This is a genomic window from Streptomyces sp. NBC_00299 (genome assembly GCF_036173045.1).
Taxonomy (GTDB): Bacteria; Actinomycetota; Actinomycetes; order Streptomycetales; family Streptomycetaceae; genus Streptomyces; species Streptomyces machairae.
The window spans coordinates 7,079,843-7,096,095 of record NZ_CP108039.1 but is presented as its reverse complement, the minus strand read 5'-3'; the positions used below and the strand labels follow the sequence as shown (position 1 = coordinate 7,096,095).

The following is a 16,253-nucleotide window of genomic DNA, read 5'->3' as shown; positions in this document are numbered from 1 at the left end:
TGCCTACAGGGCGTCCGCCGCGCGGGCGATGTCCTTCGCGAAGTGGCTGACCTCGGTGTAGATGCCGGGCACACCGGGCCGGGCGCAGCCGTCGCCCCAGCTGACGATGCCGACCTGGAGCCACTTGCCGGCGTCGTCCTTGCGGAACATGGGGCCGCCGGAGTCGCCCTGGCAGGTGTCGACGGCGCCGCGCTGATAGCCGGCGCACAGTTCCTCCTTCGACACCAGCCGGTTTCCGTAATGCCGCTTGCACACGCGGTCGGCGACGAAGGGGACGGTCGCCTTGCGGAGCTTGGTCGTGCCCGTGTTGGCTCCCTCCTTCATGTCACCCCAGCCGGCGATCGTGAACATGCCGCGGTTGTAGCGGTCCGTGGTGGCGATCTTCAGCGTCGGCTTGTCGATGGGCCGGGCGAGCTTGATCAGCGCCCAGTCCTTGCCGGTGCCGTCGTAGCCCGGGGCCACCTTGACCTTGGTCGACTTGACCTTGATCGCGGAGGCGGAGGTGATGTCGTTGGCACCCGCGGTGACGGTGATGCGGGTGTTGTTGCCCGAGCCCTCCATGCAGTGGGCCGCGGTCAGGACGACGTCCTTCTTGTAGAGCGCCCCGCCGCAGCCCATCGAGAGATGGACCATGAACGGGAACTCATTCTGCGCGGCGGGCGTTCCACCGACGATGCGGGTGGACGCGGCCTGCGCGCTGAGGGGCTGGAGGGAGGCGACCGCGAGCGCGACGGCACCCACCGCCGCGGCCCTCTTCGCCAGGGTTATGCCGCTTCTCTTCGGCGAGCTGGGGGTCAACATACGTCCTTTCATGGCGTGTTGAGCGGCCCGCAGTATGAAGATCAGGTGGTATGCCTGGCAAGGACGGATCTCACGCCCCGGGCGTGGAACCCCACCAGGGAAAATCCCCTCACATCCCCGTAGAGTGGAATCGGGTTCAAGGCGTCTTGGGGGTAAGGGCGTGGCGAACGGCGGACCGGTCCAGCACGGCTTCCCGCACCTGGAGACGGTGCGGGCCTCGATCACCGCGCTCTACAGGCGGCTTTCCTACGACACCGTCCAGACGTTCGGGACCAGTGTGGTGCCGGCCGATGTGGCGTTCTGCGACACGGACGATCTGTATCTGGGTGCGCAGCGGGTGGCCCGCGAACTGGTGCGGCACTACCGCCTGCCGGACGCCCGTCTGATCGTCAGCTTCCGGGAGATGACGCACGCGGCGAGCGTCGAACTCGCCGCCGGGCCCGAGTACTTCATCGAGCTGAACGACCGCTTCCGCACCCATCGCCGGGACATCGGAGCGGCCCTGGCCCATGAGGTGATGCATGTGTACCTGCATCGCCTCGGGCTGTCCTTGCCCGGCACGCGCGACAACGAGATCCTCACGGACACGGCGACGACGTATCTCGGCGCGGGCTGGCTGCTTCTCGACGCCTACCGGGAGGACTCGGCGTCCTCGCAGAAGCTGGGGTATCTGACGCCGGAGGAGTTCGGGTACGTCCTCGCCAAGCGGGCCCTGGTCTTCGGCGAGGATCCGTCGGTGTGGTTCACGAGTCCGCAGGCGTACACGGCGTACGGGAAGGGCATGGCCGAGGCCCGCCGCGACGAGCAGCAGCCTCCGCTGACGGCGGCCGGGTGGGCGGGGCGGCGCCGCTACGCCCGCGATCGGCGTCACGCCCAGGACCAGCACGGGGCCGGTCCCGGGTCCGGGGTGCCGTACGAGTTCACGCCGGATGGGCGGGGGCCGCTACGGGTGTCGTTCCCGTGTCCCACGTGCCGGCAGCGGATTCGGGTGCCGGTGCAGGGACGGGTTCGGGCGCGGTGCGGGTTGTGCAGGACGGTGCTGGAGTGCGACACGTAGCGGCGGGGGCGAAGAAGAACCTCACGCCCCGTACACCGCCCCCGGCACCCCCGCCTCCCCCAACAGCTTTGCCGCCACCTCCCCCGCCTCCTCCGGAGTCCACCGCGCCCCCTTGTCCACCGTCGGCCCCGCCCGCCACCCCTCCATCACCGTGATCCGCCCGCCCTCCACCTCGAACACCCTCCCCGTCACGCCGTCACTCGCCGCCGAACCCAGCCACACGACCAACGGGGAGACGTTCTCCGGAGCCATGGCGTCGAAGCCGGCCTCGGGGGCCGTCATCGTCTCTGCGAAGGTGCGCTCCGTCATCCGCGTACGCGCCGCCGGGGCGATCGCGTTGACCTGAACGCGGTAGCGGGCGAGCTCGGCCGCCGCGACCAGGGTCAGCCCGACGATTCCGGCCTTCGCGGCGCTGTAGTTGCCCTGCCCGAGCGAGCCCAACAACCCCGCCCCACTGCTGGTGTTGACGATCCGGGCGACAGGGGTACGGCCCGCCTTCGCGGCCGCCCGCCAGTGCGCGGCCGCGTGCTTCAGGGGGAGGAAGTGGCCCTTGAGGTGGACGCGTACGACGGCGTCCCAGTCGTCCTCGTCGAGGTTGACCAGCATCCGGTCGCGCAGGAACCCGGCGTTGTTGACGAGCGTGTCGAGCCGCCCGTACGTCTCCAACGCGGCCGCCACCAGCGACGCGGCCCCGGCACTGGTCGCCACGTCACCCCCATGCGCCACCGCCTCACCGCCCGCCGCGCGGATCTCGTCGACCACGTGCTGGGCGGGGCTGTCGGCGGCCGGGGTGCCGTTGAGGCCGACACCGAGGTCGTTGACGACGACCCTCGCCCCCTCGGCCGCGAACGCGAGCGCATGCGCGCGCCCGAGCCCGCGCCCCCCACCCGTCACGACGACGACCCGTCCCTCACACATCCGGCTCATGTCAGGCCTCCCTTCACTTTCATGCCTCCTTGTTGACCGTCGCGGCATCCAGGAACACCGGCCGCTCACCCCCGCCGTGCACGAGCAGGCTCGCCCCGCTGATGTAGGCGGCGGCGTCGGAGGCGAGGAAGGCGGCGGCCGCGCCGATGTCGGACGGTTCGGCGAGGCGGCCGAGCGGGACGGTGCGGGAGACGCCGGCGATGCCGTCCTCGCCGCCGTAGTGGAGATGGGACTGCTCCGTGCGGACCATGCCGACGACCAGCGTGTTGACCCGTACCTCCGGCGCCCACTCCACCGCCATCGAGCGGGCCAGGCTCTCCAGCCCGGCCTTGGCGGCCCCGTACGCGGCCGACCCGGGCGACGGGCGGCCGCCGCTGACGCTGCCGATCATCACCACCGAGCCCCGCACCCGCTTCAGATGCTCGTACGCGGCCAGGGACGCCGTCAGCGGCGCGACGAGGTTCAGCTCGATCACGCACGCGTGCCGGACCGCATCCGCGTCCGTCAACCGCCGGTACGGCGTGCCACCCGCGTTGTTGACCAGGACGTCGAGGCGGGGCAGGGCCGCGAAGAAGGCCTGTACGGCTTCCGGGTCACGGAGGTCGAGCGCCCTGAACTCGGCCCCTGGCAACGGGACTTCGGGCGGCCTGCGGGCGCAGACGACGACGTCCGCGCCGGCCTCCACGAACGTCTTCGCGATCCCGGCGCCGACACCGCGCGTACCGCCTGTGACGACCACGGCCTTCCCGTTCAGCCCCATTCCCGGCTACCCTCCACCTAACAAACGTTTGGTGGAAAGGTAGCTGATGCGGCCATGAGTGTCTCCACCTCGTCTCCGGAAAAGGGGGCGGAGAAGAATGGAATCGCCGTCGTCACGGTCGACTTCCCGCCGGTGAACGCCCTGCCGGTGGACGGCTGGTTCGCCCTGGCCGACGCCGTGCGCGCGGCCGGCCGCGATCCGGAGACCCGGTGTGTCGTCCTCACGGCCGAGGGGCGCGGGTTCAACGCGGGCGTGGACATCAAGGAGATACAGCAGGACGGGCACCGTGCGCTGATCGGTGCCAACCACGCCTGCGCACAGGCCTTCGGCGCCGTGTACGACTGCGAGGTGCCCGTCGTGGCGGCGGTGCACGGCTTCTGCCTGGGCGGCGGCATCGGCCTGGTGGGCAACGCGGACGCGATCGTGGCGAGCGAGGACGCCACCTTCGGACTGCCCGAGCTGGACCGGGGAGCTCTGGGCGCGGCCACGCATCTGGCCCGGCTGGTCCCCCAGCACCTGATGCGCGCGCTGTACTACACCTCGCGCACGGCGACCGCGGCCGAGTTGCACGCGCACGGCTCGGTGTGGCGGGTCGTACCGCGCGCGGAACTGCATGCCGCCGCAATGGAGTTGGCCGGCGAGATCGCCGCGAAGGACGGGCAGCTGCTGCGCCTGGCCAAGGCCGCCATCAACGGCATCGACCCCGTCGACGTGCACCGCAGCTACCGCTTCGAGCAGGGATTCACCTTCGAGGCCAACCTCAGCGGGGTGGCCCACCGGGTCCGTGACACCTTCGGAGAGAAGGGTGCGTAGGTGAGTGACAAGACGATGACCGCCGACGAGGTCGTCTCAAGGCTGCGGAGCGGCATGACCCTCGGCATCGGCGGCTGGGGCTCGCGCCGCAAACCGATGGCCCTGGTCAGGGCCCTGATCCGGTCCGACGTCAGCAACCTCACCGTCGTCTCGTACGGCGGTCCGGACGTGGGGATGCTGGCCGCGGCCGGGCGGATTCGGAAGCTGGTCGCGGCTTTCGTGACCCTCGACTCGATCCCCCTCGAACCGCACTACCGGGCCGCACGCGAGGGCGGCGCCTTCGAGCTGACGGAGATCGACGAGGCCATGTTCATGTGGGGCCTGCACGCGGCGGCGAACCGGCTGCCGTTCCTGCCGGTGCGGGCCGGGATCGGCTCGGACGTGATGCGGGTCAACCCCGGCCTGCGGACGGTGACCTCGCCGTACGACGACGGGGAGACGTTCGTCGCCATGCCCGCCCTGCGCCTGGACGCGGCCCTGGTCCATGTGAACCGCGCCGACCGGCTGGGCAACGGTCGGTATCTGGGCCCCGACCCGTACTTCGACGACCTGTTCTGCGCGGCGGCGGACGAGGCGTACGTCTCCTGCGAACGGGTCGTCGACATGGCCGACCTGACGAAGGAGGCGCCACCGCAGTCGGTGCTGATCAAGCGGCACACGGTGACGGGCGTGGTCGAGGCGCCGAACGGCGCGCACTTCACGTCCTGCGCCCCCGACTACGGCCGGGACGAGGCCTTCCAGAAGACGTACGCGACCACCCCCTGGCCGGAGTTCGCGGCGCGCTTCCTGGGCGGGGACGAGCAGGCGTACCAGGCGGCGGTCAAGGAGGGGACATGAGTCAACGCGGCGACATGAGTCAGGCCGTGGGTCGGGCCGCTCGCGCCGAGTACTGCGTGATCGCCTGCGCCGAGGCCTGGCGGGACGCCGGTGAGATCCTGGCGAGCCCGATGGGCCTCATCCCGTCCGTGGGGGCCCGGCTGGCCCGGCTGACCTTCGCGCCGGACCTGCTGCTGACCGACGGCGAGGCGATGCTCGTCCGCCCGGACGGCACGACCGAGGGCTGGCTGCCGTACCGGCAGCATCTGGCGCTGGTCAGCAGTGGCAGGCGGCACGTGATGATGGGCGCGAGCCAGATCGACCGCTTCGGCAACCAGAACATCTCGTGCATCGGCGACTGGGAGCAGCCGAAACGGCAGTTGCTGGGGGTGCGGGGCGCGCCCGTCAACACCCTCAACAATCCGACCAGTTACTGGATCCCCCGGCATTCCCGGCGGGTCTTCGTCGAGAGGGTCGACATGGTCTGCGGAGTCGGCTACGACCACGCGGGCGACGCCCGGTACCACCGCATCCCCCGTGTCGTCTCCGACCTCGGCGTCTTCGACTTCGCCACACCGGACCACTCGATGCGGGTGGCTTCGCTGCATCCGGGAGTCACGCCGGCGCAGGTCAGGGAGGCCACCGGCTTCGACCTGGCCGTCCCGGACGACGTACCGCCGACCCGCGAGCCCACCGCCGAGGAACTGCGGCTCATCCGCGAGGTGATCGACCCGGAGAACACCCGTGCCAGGGAGGTCGGTGCGTGATGGAGACACCGCTGACCCGGCTCGTCGGCGTCCGCCACCCGATCGTGCAGACGGGGATGGGCTGGGTGGCGGGCCCCCGCCTGGTCTCGGCGACGGCGAACGCGGGGGCGCTGGGCATCCTGGCCTCGGCGACGATGACCGTCGACCGGCTGCGGGAGGCGATACGCGAGGTCAAGTCCCGTACGGACGGGCCGTTCGGCGTGAATCTGCGGGCGGACGCCGCGGACGCCGGTGACCGGGTCGGCGTCATGATCGAGGAGGGGGTGCGCGTCGCCTCGTTCGCCCTCGCGCCGTCGCGTGAGCTGATCGCCGAGCTCAAGGACGCGGGTGTGGTCGTCGTGCCCTCGATCGGGGCCCGGCGGCATGCCGAGAAGGTCGCGGCGTGGGGCGCGGACGCGGTGATCGTGCAGGGCGGGGAGGGCGGCGGACACACCGGCGAGGTGGCGACGACGGTGCTGCTGCCGCAGGTGGTCGACGCCGTGGACATACCGGTGGTGGCGGCGGGCGGTTTCCACGACGGCCGGGGGCTGGTCGCCGCGCTGGCCTACGGGGCGGCCGGCATCGCCATGGGCACCCGGTTCCTGCTGACCTCGGACTCGACGGTGCCGGACGCGGTGAAGGCGCGGTATCTGGCGGCGACGGTACGGGACGTCACGGTCACGCGGGCGGTCGACGGGCTGCCTCACCGCATGCTGCGTACGGAGCTGGTGGCGGAGTTGGAGAACGCCGGCCGCGCGAGCGTGCTCTTCCACGCCCTGCGGCGGGCGGCGGGCTTCCGGCGGCTGTCCGGTCTGACCTGGCGGCAACTGGTCCGCGACGGCCTCGCCCTGCGGCACGGCAAGGACCTCACCTGGAGCCAGATCCTGCTCGCCGCCAACACCCCGATGCTGCTCAAGTCGGCCATGGTGGACGGCCGTACGGATCTGGGGGTGATGGCGTCCGGGCAGGTCGCCGGGGTCATCGACGACCTGCCGTCGTGCGCGGAACTGGTGGAGCGGATCATGGCCCAGGCCTCGCAAACCGTGAGCGGACTGTCGGTGGGCGGTGCTTCAATGCCCGCATGACGGAGACGATCAAGGAGCCCTGGGGGCTCAGTGTTCTTGGCGCGGGCAGTGTGCGGGCGGAGCCGCAGCTGGTGCGGGTGAAGCTGGGCGTGGAGGTGCTGGAGCCCGCCCCCGGCCAGGCGTTCCACGAGGCCGGCAGTGCTGTGACGAGGCTGCGCGAGGTGCTGCGCCGGCACGGGATACCGGACTCCTCGGTCTCCGGCTCCCGGCTGAGGCTCAGTTCGGAGTACGGCCACGCCAATGGCGCCCGGAAGTTCCTCGGCTACCTCTGCCAGGCGCAGTACGTCGTCGAGACCGAGGCTCTGGACGACCTCCAGCAGCTCATCGTGGAGGCGGTGGGGGCCGGCGCCCGCAGCATCGACGGCGTCGAGTTCGACGTGCACGACAAGCCCGCGCTGCGGGACGAGGCGCGCCGCCGGGCGGTGGCGGCCGCCCGGCGCAAGGCCGAGGTCTACACGGAGGCCGCCGGCGTGCCCCTGGGGACGGTGGTGCACATCCAGGACGTGGACTCCGAGTCGTACGAGTTCCGCCAGTACCGCGGGCACGGCGGCGGTGGCGGCGCTTCCGCGGGCGACCTCGCGCCGGGGATGGTGGAGGTGTCCGCGGGCGTGGTGCTGGGCTTCTCACTGGGCGGCTGAGGTCACAGCCGCTCGATGATCGTCACGTTGGCCTGTCCCCCGCCCTCGCACATCGTCTGAAGCCCGAACCGGCCGCCCGTGCGCTCCAGTTCGTGCAGGAGGGTCGTCATCAGCTTCACTCCGGTCGCGCCCAGCGGGTGGCCGAGGGCGATGGCGCCGCCGTTGACGTTGACCTTGTCGGGGTCGGCGCCGGTCTCCTTCAGCCAGGCCAGGACGACCGGCGCGAAGGCCTCGTTGATCTCCACGAGGTCGATGTCGTCGATCGACAGACCGGTCTTCTTCAGGGCGTGGGCGGTGGCGGGGATGGGTGCGGTGAGCATGCGGATGGGGTCCTCGCCGCGCACCGATAGGTGGTGCACCCGGGCCCGGGGCCTGAGCCCGTGCTCGCGCACCGCCCGCTCCGAGGCCAGCAGCATCGCCGCCGCACCGTCGGAGACCTGCGAGGAACAGGCGGCCGTGACCGTGCCGCCGTCGATGACGGGCTTCAGCCCGGCCATCTTCTCCAGGGAGGTGTCCCGGCGCGGCCCCTCGTCGACGGCGACGTCCCGGTAGGGCACGACCTCCCGCTCGAAGCGCCCTTCGTCGATCGCCCGCAGTGCCCGCCGGTGCGAGCGCAGCGCGAACTCCTCCTGGTCCTGCCTGCTGATCCCCCACTTGGCGGCGATCATCTCGGCGCCGGCGAACTGGTTGACCGGCTTCTCGCCGTACCGCGCACGCCAGCCCTCGCTGCCCGCGAAGGGGCCCGCCGTGAGGCCGAGCGGCTCGGCGGCCTGCCGGGTGGCGAAGGCGATGGGGATCATCGACATGTTCTGCACGCCGCCCGCGACGACCAGGTCCTGGGTGCCGGACAGCACGCCCTGCGCCGCGAAGTGCACGGCCTGCTGCGAGGACCCGCACTGCCGGTCCACGGTCACCCCCGGCACCTCCTCGGGCAGCCCCGCCGCCAGCCAGCAGGTCCGCGCGATGTCCCCGGCCTGCGGCCCGACGGCGTCCAGGCAGCCGAAGACGACGTCCTCGACGGCCACCGGGTCCATGCCCGCGCGCGCCACCAGTTCCCCCAGCACATGCGCGCCCAGGTCGGCCGGATGGACCGCGCTGAGCCCTCCTTTGCGCCGCCCCACGGGCGTACGGACCGCTTCGACTATGTAGGCCTCGGGCATGGCAACTCCCCAATGGGACCAGTGGGTTATGTGCGTACGGCGATCCCGTCCAGCACCATCGACAGGTACTGCCGGGCGATCTCCTCCGGGGTGTGCTGTCCGCCGGGCCGGTACCAGGACGCGGCGACCCACACCGTGTCCCGCACGAACCGGTAGGTGAGCCGGACGTCGAGGTCGGACCGGAACACCCCGGCGGCGACCCCGCGCTCCAGCGTGGACAGCCACGCTTTCTCGAACTTGCGCTGCGAATCGGCGAGGAACGCGAACCGCTCCTGCGCCACCAGCTGCCGGTTCTCCTTCTGGTAGATCGCGACGGCGGCGCGGTGCCGGTCGATCTCCCGGAACGACTCGGTGACCAGCGCCTCCAGCGTCTCGCGCGGGCCGGCCTCGGCCTCAAGGACGGCGTCGTAGCCGCTCCACAGCTCGTCGAGGAAGGAGCGCAGGATCTCTTCGAGCATCGATTCCTTGGAGTCGAAGTGGTAGTAGAGGCTGCCCGCGAGCATGCCCGCGTGGTCGGCGATCTTGCGTACGGTGGTGGCGTTGTAGCCCTGCTCGGCGAAGACCTCGGCGGCGGTGTCGAGGAGTTCACGGCGGCGCGCCTGGGCGGCGGCGGCCGCGGGCTTTCCGGTGGCGGTCACCTGGGGCTTCTTCTTGGTCGGCACGGGTCCATTGTCGTCCTAGGCGTGCTGGCTGCTGACGGAGACGATCTCGCCCGTCATGTACGAGGAGTACTCCGAGGCCAGAAAGACGATCACGTTGGCCACCTCCCAGGGCTCGGCGTACCGGCCGAAGGCCTCGCGCGCGGTCAGTTCCTCCAGCAGCTCGGGCGTGGTCACCTTCGCCAGGTGCGGGTGCATGGCGAGGCTCGGCGCCACCGCGTTGACCCGCACCCCGTACTCGGCCGCCTCGATCGCGGCGCACCGGGTCAGCGCCATCACGCCGGCCTTCGCGGCCGCGTAGTGCGCCTGCCCGGCCTGGGCGCGCCAGCCGACGACGGAGGCGTTGTTGACGATCACGCCGCCGGCGTCCCGCATCCGGCGCAGGGCGGCCCGGGTGCATCTGAACGTGCCGTTCAACGTCACGTCGAGGACCTTCGACCACTGCTCGTCGGTCATGTCGACGAGCGGCGAAGTCCCGCCGAGGCCTGCGTTGTTGACGACCACGTCGAGCCGGCCGTGTTCGGCCACGGCGGTCTCGAACAGCCCCTGGACCTGTGTCTCGTCGGTGACATCGCACACCGCCGACGCCACCGCGCCCTCGAACTCCCGCGCCAGCTCCGCCTCGTACTCCTTCAGCCGCCGCGCGTGCGCGTCGCTGATCAGCACGCGGGCGCCCTCTTCGAGGAAGCGGCGCGCGGTCGCCCCGCCGATGCCGGCACCGGCAGCCGCGGTGACGACGGCCGTGCGTCCGCGGAGCAGTCCATGCCCGGGAACGTACGTCGGCGCCTCGACGTTTTTCATGGCAGCACGCTAACCTACCAAACACTTGTTAGGGAAGAGTCGTAGGACTCCGGGGAGGGGGGGCGACGGTGGATCTGACCCACACGAGCGCCGACGAGGCGTTCCGCGCCGAGGCCCGTGTCTGGCTGCGCGCGCAGGTGCCGCCCGATCCGCTCCCCTCCCTGGAGACCGAGGAGGGCTTCGCGGCACATCGCGCGTGGGAGGCCGGCCTCGCCGCTGACCGCTGGTCGGTGGTGAACTGGCCGACGGCGTACGGCGGCCGGGACGCCTCACTCATGCGGTGGCTGCTGTTCGAGGAGGAGTACTACGCGGCGGGCGCACCGGGCCGCGTCAACCAGAACGGCATCAGCCTCCTCGCCCCGACCCTCTTCGACCACGGCACCGAGGAGCAACGCGCCCGGGTCCTGCCTCCCATGGCCACCGGCGAGGTGATCTGGGCGCAGGCGTGGTCGGAGCCGGAGGCGGGCTCGGACCTGGCGTCCCTGAAGTCGAGGGCCGTGCGCGTGGCGGGGGGCTGGCTGCTGACCGGCCAGAAGACGTGGTCCTCACGCGCCGCCTTCGCCGACCGCGCGTTCGGCCTGTTCCGCACCGATCCGGACGCCCCGAAACCCCACCAGGGCCTGACGTACCTGATGTTCGACCTGCGCGCCCCCGGCGTCACGGTCCGCCCCATCGCCCGCCTCGACGGAAAGCCCGCCTTCGCGGAACTGTTCCTGGACGAGGTGTTCGTGCCGGACGAGGACGTGATCGGCGAGCCGGGCCAGGGCTGGCGCATCGCGATGTCGACGGCGGGCAACGAACGCGGCCTGATGCTGCGCTCCCCCGGCCGTTTCCTGGCGAGCGCCGACCGCCTGCACGCCCTGTGGCAGGCCCAGGGCAGCCCGCAGAGCACGAGGAACAGCGTGGCCGACGCCCTGATCGGCGCCCGTGCCTACCAGCTCTTCACCCTCGCCGCGACCTCCCGCTTCCTCGACGGCGAGTCCCTCGGCCCGGAGTCCAGCCTGAACAAGGTCTTCTGGTCGGAGTACGACATCGCCCTGCACGAAACGGCCCTCGACCTCCTGGGCCCCGAAGGCGAACTGACCGACACCGACTGGTCCGAGCGCTACGTCTTCTCCCTCGCCGGCCCCATCTACGCCGGCACGAACGAGATCCAGCGCGACATCATCGCCGAGCGGTTGCTGGGCTTGCCGAAGGGCCGGCGCTGATGCCTGGGGCTCCGCCGATGCCAAGGGGGCGCCTCGGGCAGCGAGGGACGCGGAGCGCCGCCGGCGATGGGCCGGCGCTGATGCGACAGAGCCCGGCTCCGACGCCAAGGCGTACGCCTGCCGACATCGGCACAGCCGAAGGGACCCCCTGATGCGGTTTCTCCTCGACCCCGAGCAGCGGGCCTTCGCGCACTCGCTGGACTCGATGCTCACGGCAGCCGGCACGCCCTCGGTCGTGCGGGACTGGAGCCGGGGCGAGCATGCGAGTGGCCGGGCGCTGTGGTCCCGTATCGCGGAGGCGGGGGTCTTCGCGCTCGCCGTACCGGAGGGGTACGAGGGGCTGGGTCCACGGCCCGTCGAACTCGCCCTCGCCTTTGTCGAGTTGGGGCGGCATGCCGTACCCGGACCGCTGGTGGAGACGGTCGCGGCGGCGGCACTGCTCGCCGAGCTGCCCGACCCCGGCCCCGCCAAGCGGCTCCTGCCGGCCCTCGCGGCGGGCGAGGCCATGGCGACGCTGGCGTGGCAGGCGCCGTATGCCCTGGACGGCGACGCGGCCACGACCCGCCTCGCTCTCACCCCCGACGGCCTGCACCTCTCCCCCGGTTATGGCCCCGTGCGCCCCTCCCTGGACCCGGCCCGCCGCCTCACCCCCCTCGAACCCGGCGGCGAACTCCTCAGCCCGGATCCGCCCACCGCCCAGGCCCTCGCCCACGCCCGTCTCGCCACCGCCGCCCAAGCCCTCGGCGTCGGCCTCGCGCTGCTCGACAGAACCGTCGGCTACGTCAAGCAGCGCACCCAGTTCGGCGCGGCCATAGGTTCGTTCCAGGCGGTGAAGCACCGGTTGGCCGACGCGAAGACCGGCCTGGAGTTCGCCCGGCCGCTGCTCTTCGGGGCCGCGCTCACCATGGCGCCCGCCGACATCGCCGCCGCGAAGGTCACCGCCTGCGAGGCCGCGTACGCCGCCGCCCGTACCGCGCTGCAGTTGCACGGCGCGATCGGCTACACGGCGGAGTACGACCTGTCGCTGTGGCTGACCAAGGCCCGCGCTCTGCGCACCGCCTGGGGCACCCCGGACCTGTGCAGGGCCGAGGTGCTCAGTGGTGATCGCCGCTGGTGACCTCGCGGTACTCCTCCACCGTCGGCTTGGTGATCCGCGTCGTCGGCCCGAACATCGCCCGCGCCAGCCGGGCCCGTACCCGCTGGACCGGGCTGACCCGGCGCCGGACGCCGTTCGCGTCGACGAGCGGGCCGATCTCGTACGGCGGCTCCTGCTCGTGCTGGGTGAGGGTGAACAGCTGCCCCTGCGACAGAGGCTCGTGGACCTCGACGTACGCACCGTGCGGGAGCCGCTTGATGGTGCCCGTCTCCCTGCCGTGCAGCACGTTGGCCCGGTCCCGGCGCTGCAGCCCGAGACAGATCCGCTTGGTCACGTAGAAGGTGAGGACCGGCACGACGAAGAAGGAGATCCGCACGAACCACGTGATGGCGTTGATCGACAGATGCAGATGGGTGGCCACGATGTCGTTGCCGCCGCCGATCAGCAGCACCGCGTACAGGCTCAGCCAGGCCGCGCCGAGGCCGGTGCGCACGGGCATGTTGCGCGGCCGGTCGAGGATGTGGTGCTCGCGTTTGTCGCCGGTGATCCACGCTTCGATGAAGGGATACAGGCCGAGCGCGATCAGGATCAGCGGGAAGAGCGAGAAGGGGATGAAGACGCCCAGTTCCAGGGTGTGGCCCCAGGCGTTGAGCTCCCATCCCGGCATCACCCGGATCAGGCCCTCGGAGAAGCCGAGATACCAGTCGGGTTGGGCGCCCGTGGTCACCAGGTCGGGGCGGTAGGGCCCGAAGGCCCACACCGGGTTGATGCTGGCGATGCCGCCCATGATCGTCAGCACGCCGAAGACGAGGAAGAAGAAGCCGCCCGCCTTGGCCATGTACACGGGCAGGAAGGGCATGCCGACGACCGTCTTCTGGTTGCGGCCGGGGCCCGGGTACTGCGTGTGCTTGTGGTAGAAGACCAGGATCAGATGGGCGACGACCAGGCCGAGCATGATGCCGGGCAGCAGCAGGATGTGGACCGGATAGAGGCGCGCGATGAAGTCCTCGCCGGGGAACTCCCCGCCGAAGAGGAAGAACGCCACGTACGTGCCCACGATCGGGATCGACAGGATCGCTCCGTGCGCGAACCGCAGGCCGGTGCCGGACAGCAGGTCGTCGGGGAGGGAGTAGCCGGTCAGGCCGGTGATGATGCCGAGCATCAGCAGGGTCCAGCCGAACACCCAGTTCAGCTCGCGCGGCTTGCGGAAGGCGCCCGTGAAGAACACCCGCATCATGTGCACCAGCATGCCGGTGACGAAGACCAGCGCCGCCCAGTGGTGGATCTGCCGGATCAGCAGCCCGCCGCGCACATCGAAGCTGATGTCGAGGGTGGACTCGTACGCCCGGGTCATCAGGACCCCGTTGAGGGGCTCGTAGGAGCCGTTGTAGACGACCTCGGTGGTGCTCGGGTCGAAGAACAGGGTGAGGTAGACGCCGGTGAGGATCAGGATGAGGAAGCTGTAGAGGCAGACCTCGCCCAGCATGAAGGACCAGTGGTCCGGGAAGACCTTGCGCATGTTGGCCTTGGCCAACGCATACAGCCCGAGCCGTCCGTCCGCCCAGTCGGCGACCTTCTCGCCCTTCCCGGGCGGTGCGGGCCGCCTTGCCGCCGTTTCCTCGTTCCCCGATCGTGCGCCGTACATAGGTCGTCGCCTCCCCGTCGGATCACCCACAGGGTTACACGGCCCCACGGGCCGCGCCAACGGGGCGAACAGGCCGCATGCGGGGTCAGGCGGGCCGTACGATCCCCTGCGCCCGGGCCGCGACGAGCCACTTCGGGAACTCCGCGACCAGGCGGTCGTACAGCTCGGCGTCGGACACCTGCCGCGGATCCGAACCGGCGTGGAAGAACCCGGCGTTGTCGATCACCCTTTTGCCCGGCACCGCCAGCTCGTCGAGCTTGCGCAGGAAGTCGAACTGCCGGCTCGCCGGGTCCCCGAAGCCGATGAACTGCCAGAACAGCGGAAGCGGGGCCGCCTTGCACAGGTACCGTTCCGCGGCGAGCTTGTTGATGGGCCCGCCGTCGGTCTGGAACACGACCAGGGCCGGCTCCCGCGATCCGCTGTCCAGGTAGTGGTCGATGACGGCGTCCATCGCCAGGTGGTAGCTGGTCTTGCCCATGTGGCCGAGCCCGGCCACGATCCGCTCGATCCGCCCCTGGTCGTCGGCGAGCGCGATCTCGGTCTCGGCGTCGACGTCGGTCGAGAAGAAGACGACCGGCACGGTCCCGTCGTCGTCGAAGTGCGCCGACAGTCCGAGCACGCGGTCGGCGAGCGCCTGCACGCTGCCGTCCTTGTAGTACGGCTTCATCGAACCGGAGTAGTCGACCACCAGATAGACCGCGGCCCGCACCCCGTCCAGCCCGTGCTTGCGCAGCGACACCCCGGCGCTCTTGTACAGGCTGACCAGCGCGGGCGCGGTCTCCTCGACCTTGCTGAGACTGATCGCCGCCATACGTTCTCCCCCAAGTGCGCCCGTACGGCTGCCGAGATTACGGCACCACCGGCCCCACCTTCCCCTCCGTCCACAGGTGTTCGCTATTTTGATCGCCGCCGTCCCCACCGGCTCATCGTCCGTCCAGTCCTCCGAGGAGCCGGCTGTGGAGCCCGAGTCCGCAGAGTCCGAGGCCGTCAGGCCCGACGTCACCACCTGCTATCGCCACCCGAAAGTGGAGTCCCACGTCCGCTGCACCCGCTGCGACCGGTACATCTGCCCGGACTGCATGCGCGAGGCGGCCGTCGGCCATCAGTGCGTGGAGTGCGTGAAGGAGGGCTCGCGGTCGGTGCGGCAGGCCCGGACGCTCGTCGGCGGGCGGATCTCCGCGACCCCGCTCGTGACCTCCGTACTCATCGGGCTCAACGTCCTCGCCTATCTGGCCGAGGTGGTGCGCCCGGAGATCCTCGACCGGTTCTCGATGCTCAGCGCCCGGCTGGTCGGGCCGGACGGCGGCTACTACATCTACGTCTCCGGCCACCCCTCGGACTTCCATGCCGAAGGCCTGGTCGCCGGGCAGTGGGAGCGGCTGCTGACCAGCGGTTTCCTCCACCTGCCGCCAAGCGAGGGCACCTTCGGGCTGCTGCACATCGTGATGAACATGCTCTCGCTGTGGCAGCTCGGCCGGGTCGTGGAGCCCATGCTGGGGCGGGTCCGCTGCCTGGCGCTGTACCTGCTGGCGACGCTGGGCGGGTCGGTGCTCCAGCTGCTGCTCGCGGACGTGAACGTGGAGTCGGTCGGCGCGTCGGGCGCGATCTTCGGGCTCGGTGCCGCGTACTACGTCCTCGCCCGCCGGATCGGCGCGGACATGAGAGCCGTCAACCGGTTCATGGCGTTCCTGCTCCTGTGGCTGCTGCTCTCCGCCGGCCTCACCTCCTGGCAGGGCCACCTCGGCGGACTGCTGACGGGAGCCGTGGTGACGCTCGCCTACGCGTACGCCCCGCGCGGCCCGCGCCAGGCCCTGATCCAGACGGCCGCGTGCGCGGGCGTACTGGTGCTGCTGATGCTGCTCGCGGTCGTGAAGGTCTCGGAGCTGACGGGCTGAGGGACTGAGGGGCGCCGACTGAGGGGCGCACCCCTTCGACACAAGGCGGCGGCGCCTGCCCATTCGTCCGGTCGGGGACTGTGGGCAGGCGCCGTCTGTGTTCCGTACGCCTTTGTACGGGACGTATATGAGTGACCGTCAGGTCA

17 protein-coding genes are annotated in these 16,253 nt (G+C 71.0%); 9 read left to right on the top strand and 8 right to left on the bottom strand.

The genetic code is table 11. From position 1 onward, the window contains the following. Nucleotides 1-3: 3 nt before the first annotated feature. A complete protein-coding gene (locus tag OHT51_RS31590) occupies nt 4-801 on the bottom strand; it encodes a S1 family peptidase (protein WP_328882311.1) in 798 nt (265 codons plus the stop codon). 160 nt (nt 802-961) lie between these two features. On the opposite strand from OHT51_RS31590, the gene OHT51_RS31585 reads away from it, so the two are divergent. After that, on the top strand, nt 962-1,858 hold the full coding sequence (locus OHT51_RS31585) for a hypothetical protein (RefSeq protein WP_328882310.1): 897 nt from the start codon (nt 962-964) through the stop codon (nt 1,856-1,858). A 21-nt stretch (nt 1,859-1,879) separates the two neighbouring features. Here the strand turns inward: OHT51_RS31585 and OHT51_RS31580 are convergent, their stop codons facing one another. Next, on the bottom strand, nt 1,880-2,785 hold the full coding sequence (locus OHT51_RS31580) for an SDR family oxidoreductase (protein ID WP_328882309.1): 906 nt from the start codon (nt 2,783-2,785) through the stop codon (nt 1,880-1,882). 19 nt (nt 2,786-2,804) lie between these two features. Continuing rightward, the gene (locus tag OHT51_RS31575) at nt 2,805-3,545 is read right to left on the bottom strand and encodes an SDR family oxidoreductase (protein ID WP_328882308.1); all 741 of its coding nucleotides are present in this window, start codon (nt 3,543-3,545) and stop codon (nt 2,805-2,807) included. 54 nt (nt 3,546-3,599) lie between these two features. Between OHT51_RS31575 and OHT51_RS31570 the strand changes: the two genes are divergently transcribed. The 5 genes from OHT51_RS31570 to OHT51_RS31550 are packed head-to-tail and all read left to right on the top strand — an operon-like array spanning nt 3,600 to nt 7,643. Next, complete coding sequence (locus OHT51_RS31570; RefSeq protein ID WP_328882307.1) at nt 3,600-4,358, top strand: enoyl-CoA hydratase family protein; 759 nt, start codon at nt 3,600-3,602, stop codon at nt 4,356-4,358. After that, on the top strand, nt 4,359-5,195 hold the full coding sequence (locus OHT51_RS31565; protein ID WP_328882306.1) for a CoA transferase subunit A: 837 nt from the start codon (nt 4,359-4,361) through the stop codon (nt 5,193-5,195). It abuts the gene before it with no gap. Further along, nucleotides 5,192-5,941 carry a CoA-transferase subunit beta gene (locus OHT51_RS31560; RefSeq protein WP_328882305.1) on the top strand — a complete coding sequence of 250 codons (750 nt, stop codon included), beginning with the start codon at nt 5,192-5,194 and terminating at the stop codon, nt 5,939-5,941. Before OHT51_RS31565 ends, OHT51_RS31560 begins: the two co-directional genes overlap by 4 nt. Beyond that, a complete protein-coding gene (locus OHT51_RS31555; RefSeq protein ID WP_328884507.1) occupies nt 5,941-7,005 on the top strand; it encodes an NAD(P)H-dependent flavin oxidoreductase in 1,065 nt (354 codons plus the stop codon). Before OHT51_RS31560 ends, OHT51_RS31555 begins: the two co-directional genes overlap by 1 nt. Next, complete coding sequence (locus tag OHT51_RS31550) at nt 7,002-7,643, top strand: SIMPL domain-containing protein (RefSeq protein ID WP_328882304.1); 642 nt, start codon at nt 7,002-7,004, stop codon at nt 7,641-7,643. Before OHT51_RS31555 ends, OHT51_RS31550 begins: the two co-directional genes overlap by 4 nt. Before the next feature lie 2 nt (nt 7,644-7,645). Here OHT51_RS31550 and OHT51_RS31545 read toward each other — a convergent pair whose 3' ends face one another. The 3 genes from OHT51_RS31545 to OHT51_RS31535 are packed head-to-tail and all read right to left on the bottom strand — an operon-like array spanning nt 7,646 to nt 10,263. After that, the gene (locus tag OHT51_RS31545; protein ID WP_328882303.1) at nt 7,646-8,803 is read right to left on the bottom strand and encodes an acetyl-CoA C-acetyltransferase; all 1,158 of its coding nucleotides are present in this window, start codon (nt 8,801-8,803) and stop codon (nt 7,646-7,648) included. Nucleotides 8,804-8,829: 26 nt separating this feature from the next. Then, nucleotides 8,830-9,465 (bottom strand): TetR/AcrR family transcriptional regulator, encoded by a 636-nt coding sequence (locus OHT51_RS31540; RefSeq protein ID WP_328882302.1) that lies wholly within the window; start codon nt 9,463-9,465, stop codon nt 8,830-8,832. A 15-nt stretch (nt 9,466-9,480) separates the two neighbouring features. Further along, entirely contained in the window at nt 9,481-10,263 is a 783-nt protein-coding gene (locus OHT51_RS31535; protein WP_328882301.1) for an SDR family oxidoreductase, read from the bottom strand. A 68-nt stretch (nt 10,264-10,331) separates the two neighbouring features. Here OHT51_RS31535 and OHT51_RS31530 point away from each other — a divergent pair, with 68 nt between their 5' ends. Together OHT51_RS31530 and OHT51_RS31525 are read left to right on the top strand one after the other, a co-directional pair. After that, nucleotides 10,332-11,471, top strand: a complete 1,140-nt coding sequence (locus OHT51_RS31530) for an acyl-CoA dehydrogenase family protein (protein ID WP_328882300.1) — start codon at nt 10,332-10,334, stop codon at nt 11,469-11,471. Nucleotides 11,472-11,622: 151 nt separating this feature from the next. Continuing rightward, nucleotides 11,623-12,588 (top strand): acyl-CoA dehydrogenase family protein, encoded by a 966-nt coding sequence (locus tag OHT51_RS31525; RefSeq protein WP_328882299.1) that lies wholly within the window; start codon nt 11,623-11,625, stop codon nt 12,586-12,588. Here the strand turns inward: OHT51_RS31525 and qcrB are convergent. Continuing rightward, complete coding sequence (gene qcrB, locus OHT51_RS31520) at nt 12,566-14,212, bottom strand: cytochrome bc1 complex cytochrome b subunit (protein WP_328882298.1); 1,647 nt, start codon at nt 14,210-14,212, stop codon at nt 12,566-12,568. The two genes, OHT51_RS31525 and qcrB, sit on opposite strands and share 23 nt — an antisense overlap. Nucleotides 14,213-14,297: 85 nt before the next feature. Continuing rightward, nucleotides 14,298-15,023 (bottom strand): vWA domain-containing protein, encoded by a 726-nt coding sequence (locus OHT51_RS31515; protein WP_328882297.1) that lies wholly within the window; start codon nt 15,021-15,023, stop codon nt 14,298-14,300. Nucleotides 15,024-15,168: 145 nt separating this feature from the next. On the opposite strand from OHT51_RS31515, the gene OHT51_RS31510 reads away from it, so the two are divergent. After that, nucleotides 15,169-16,107: a rhomboid family intramembrane serine protease gene (locus OHT51_RS31510; protein ID WP_328882296.1), complete on the top strand. Its 939-nt coding sequence runs from the start codon at nt 15,169-15,171 to the stop codon at nt 16,105-16,107. The last annotated feature ends 146 nt before the right edge of the window (nt 16,108-16,253 follow it).

Bases quoted from the DNA above. Each gene is read 5' to 3' on its own strand.
- OHT51_RS31590 (WP_328882311.1), bottom strand. From the start codon at position 801: ATGTTGACCCCCAGCTCGCCGAAGAGAAGCGGCATAACCCTGGCGAAG.
- OHT51_RS31580 (WP_328882309.1), bottom strand. From the start codon at position 2,785: ATGAGCCGGATGTGTGAGGGACGGGTCGTCGTCGTGACGGGTGGGGGG.
- OHT51_RS31575 (WP_328882308.1), bottom strand. From the start codon at position 3,545: ATGGGGCTGAACGGGAAGGCCGTGGTCGTCACAGGCGGTACGCGCGGT.
- OHT51_RS31570 (WP_328882307.1), top strand. From the start codon at position 3,600: ATGAGTGTCTCCACCTCGTCTCCGGAAAAGGGGGCGGAGAAGAATGGA.
- OHT51_RS31560 (WP_328882305.1), top strand. From the start codon at position 5,192: ATGAGTCAACGCGGCGACATGAGTCAGGCCGTGGGTCGGGCCGCTCGC.
- OHT51_RS31555 (WP_328884507.1), top strand. From the start codon at position 5,941: ATGGAGACACCGCTGACCCGGCTCGTCGGCGTCCGCCACCCGATCGTG.
- OHT51_RS31550 (WP_328882304.1), top strand. From the start codon at position 7,002: ATGACGGAGACGATCAAGGAGCCCTGGGGGCTCAGTGTTCTTGGCGCG.
- OHT51_RS31545 (WP_328882303.1), bottom strand. From the start codon at position 8,803: ATGCCCGAGGCCTACATAGTCGAAGCGGTCCGTACGCCCGTGGGGCGG.
- OHT51_RS31535 (WP_328882301.1), bottom strand. From the start codon at position 10,263: ATGAAAAACGTCGAGGCGCCGACGTACGTTCCCGGGCATGGACTGCTC.
- OHT51_RS31525 (WP_328882299.1), top strand. From the start codon at position 11,623: ATGCGGTTTCTCCTCGACCCCGAGCAGCGGGCCTTCGCGCACTCGCTG.
- qcrB (WP_328882298.1), bottom strand. From the start codon at position 14,212: ATGTACGGCGCACGATCGGGGAACGAGGAAACGGCGGCAAGGCGGCCC.
- OHT51_RS31515 (WP_328882297.1), bottom strand. From the start codon at position 15,023: ATGGCGGCGATCAGTCTCAGCAAGGTCGAGGAGACCGCGCCCGCGCTG.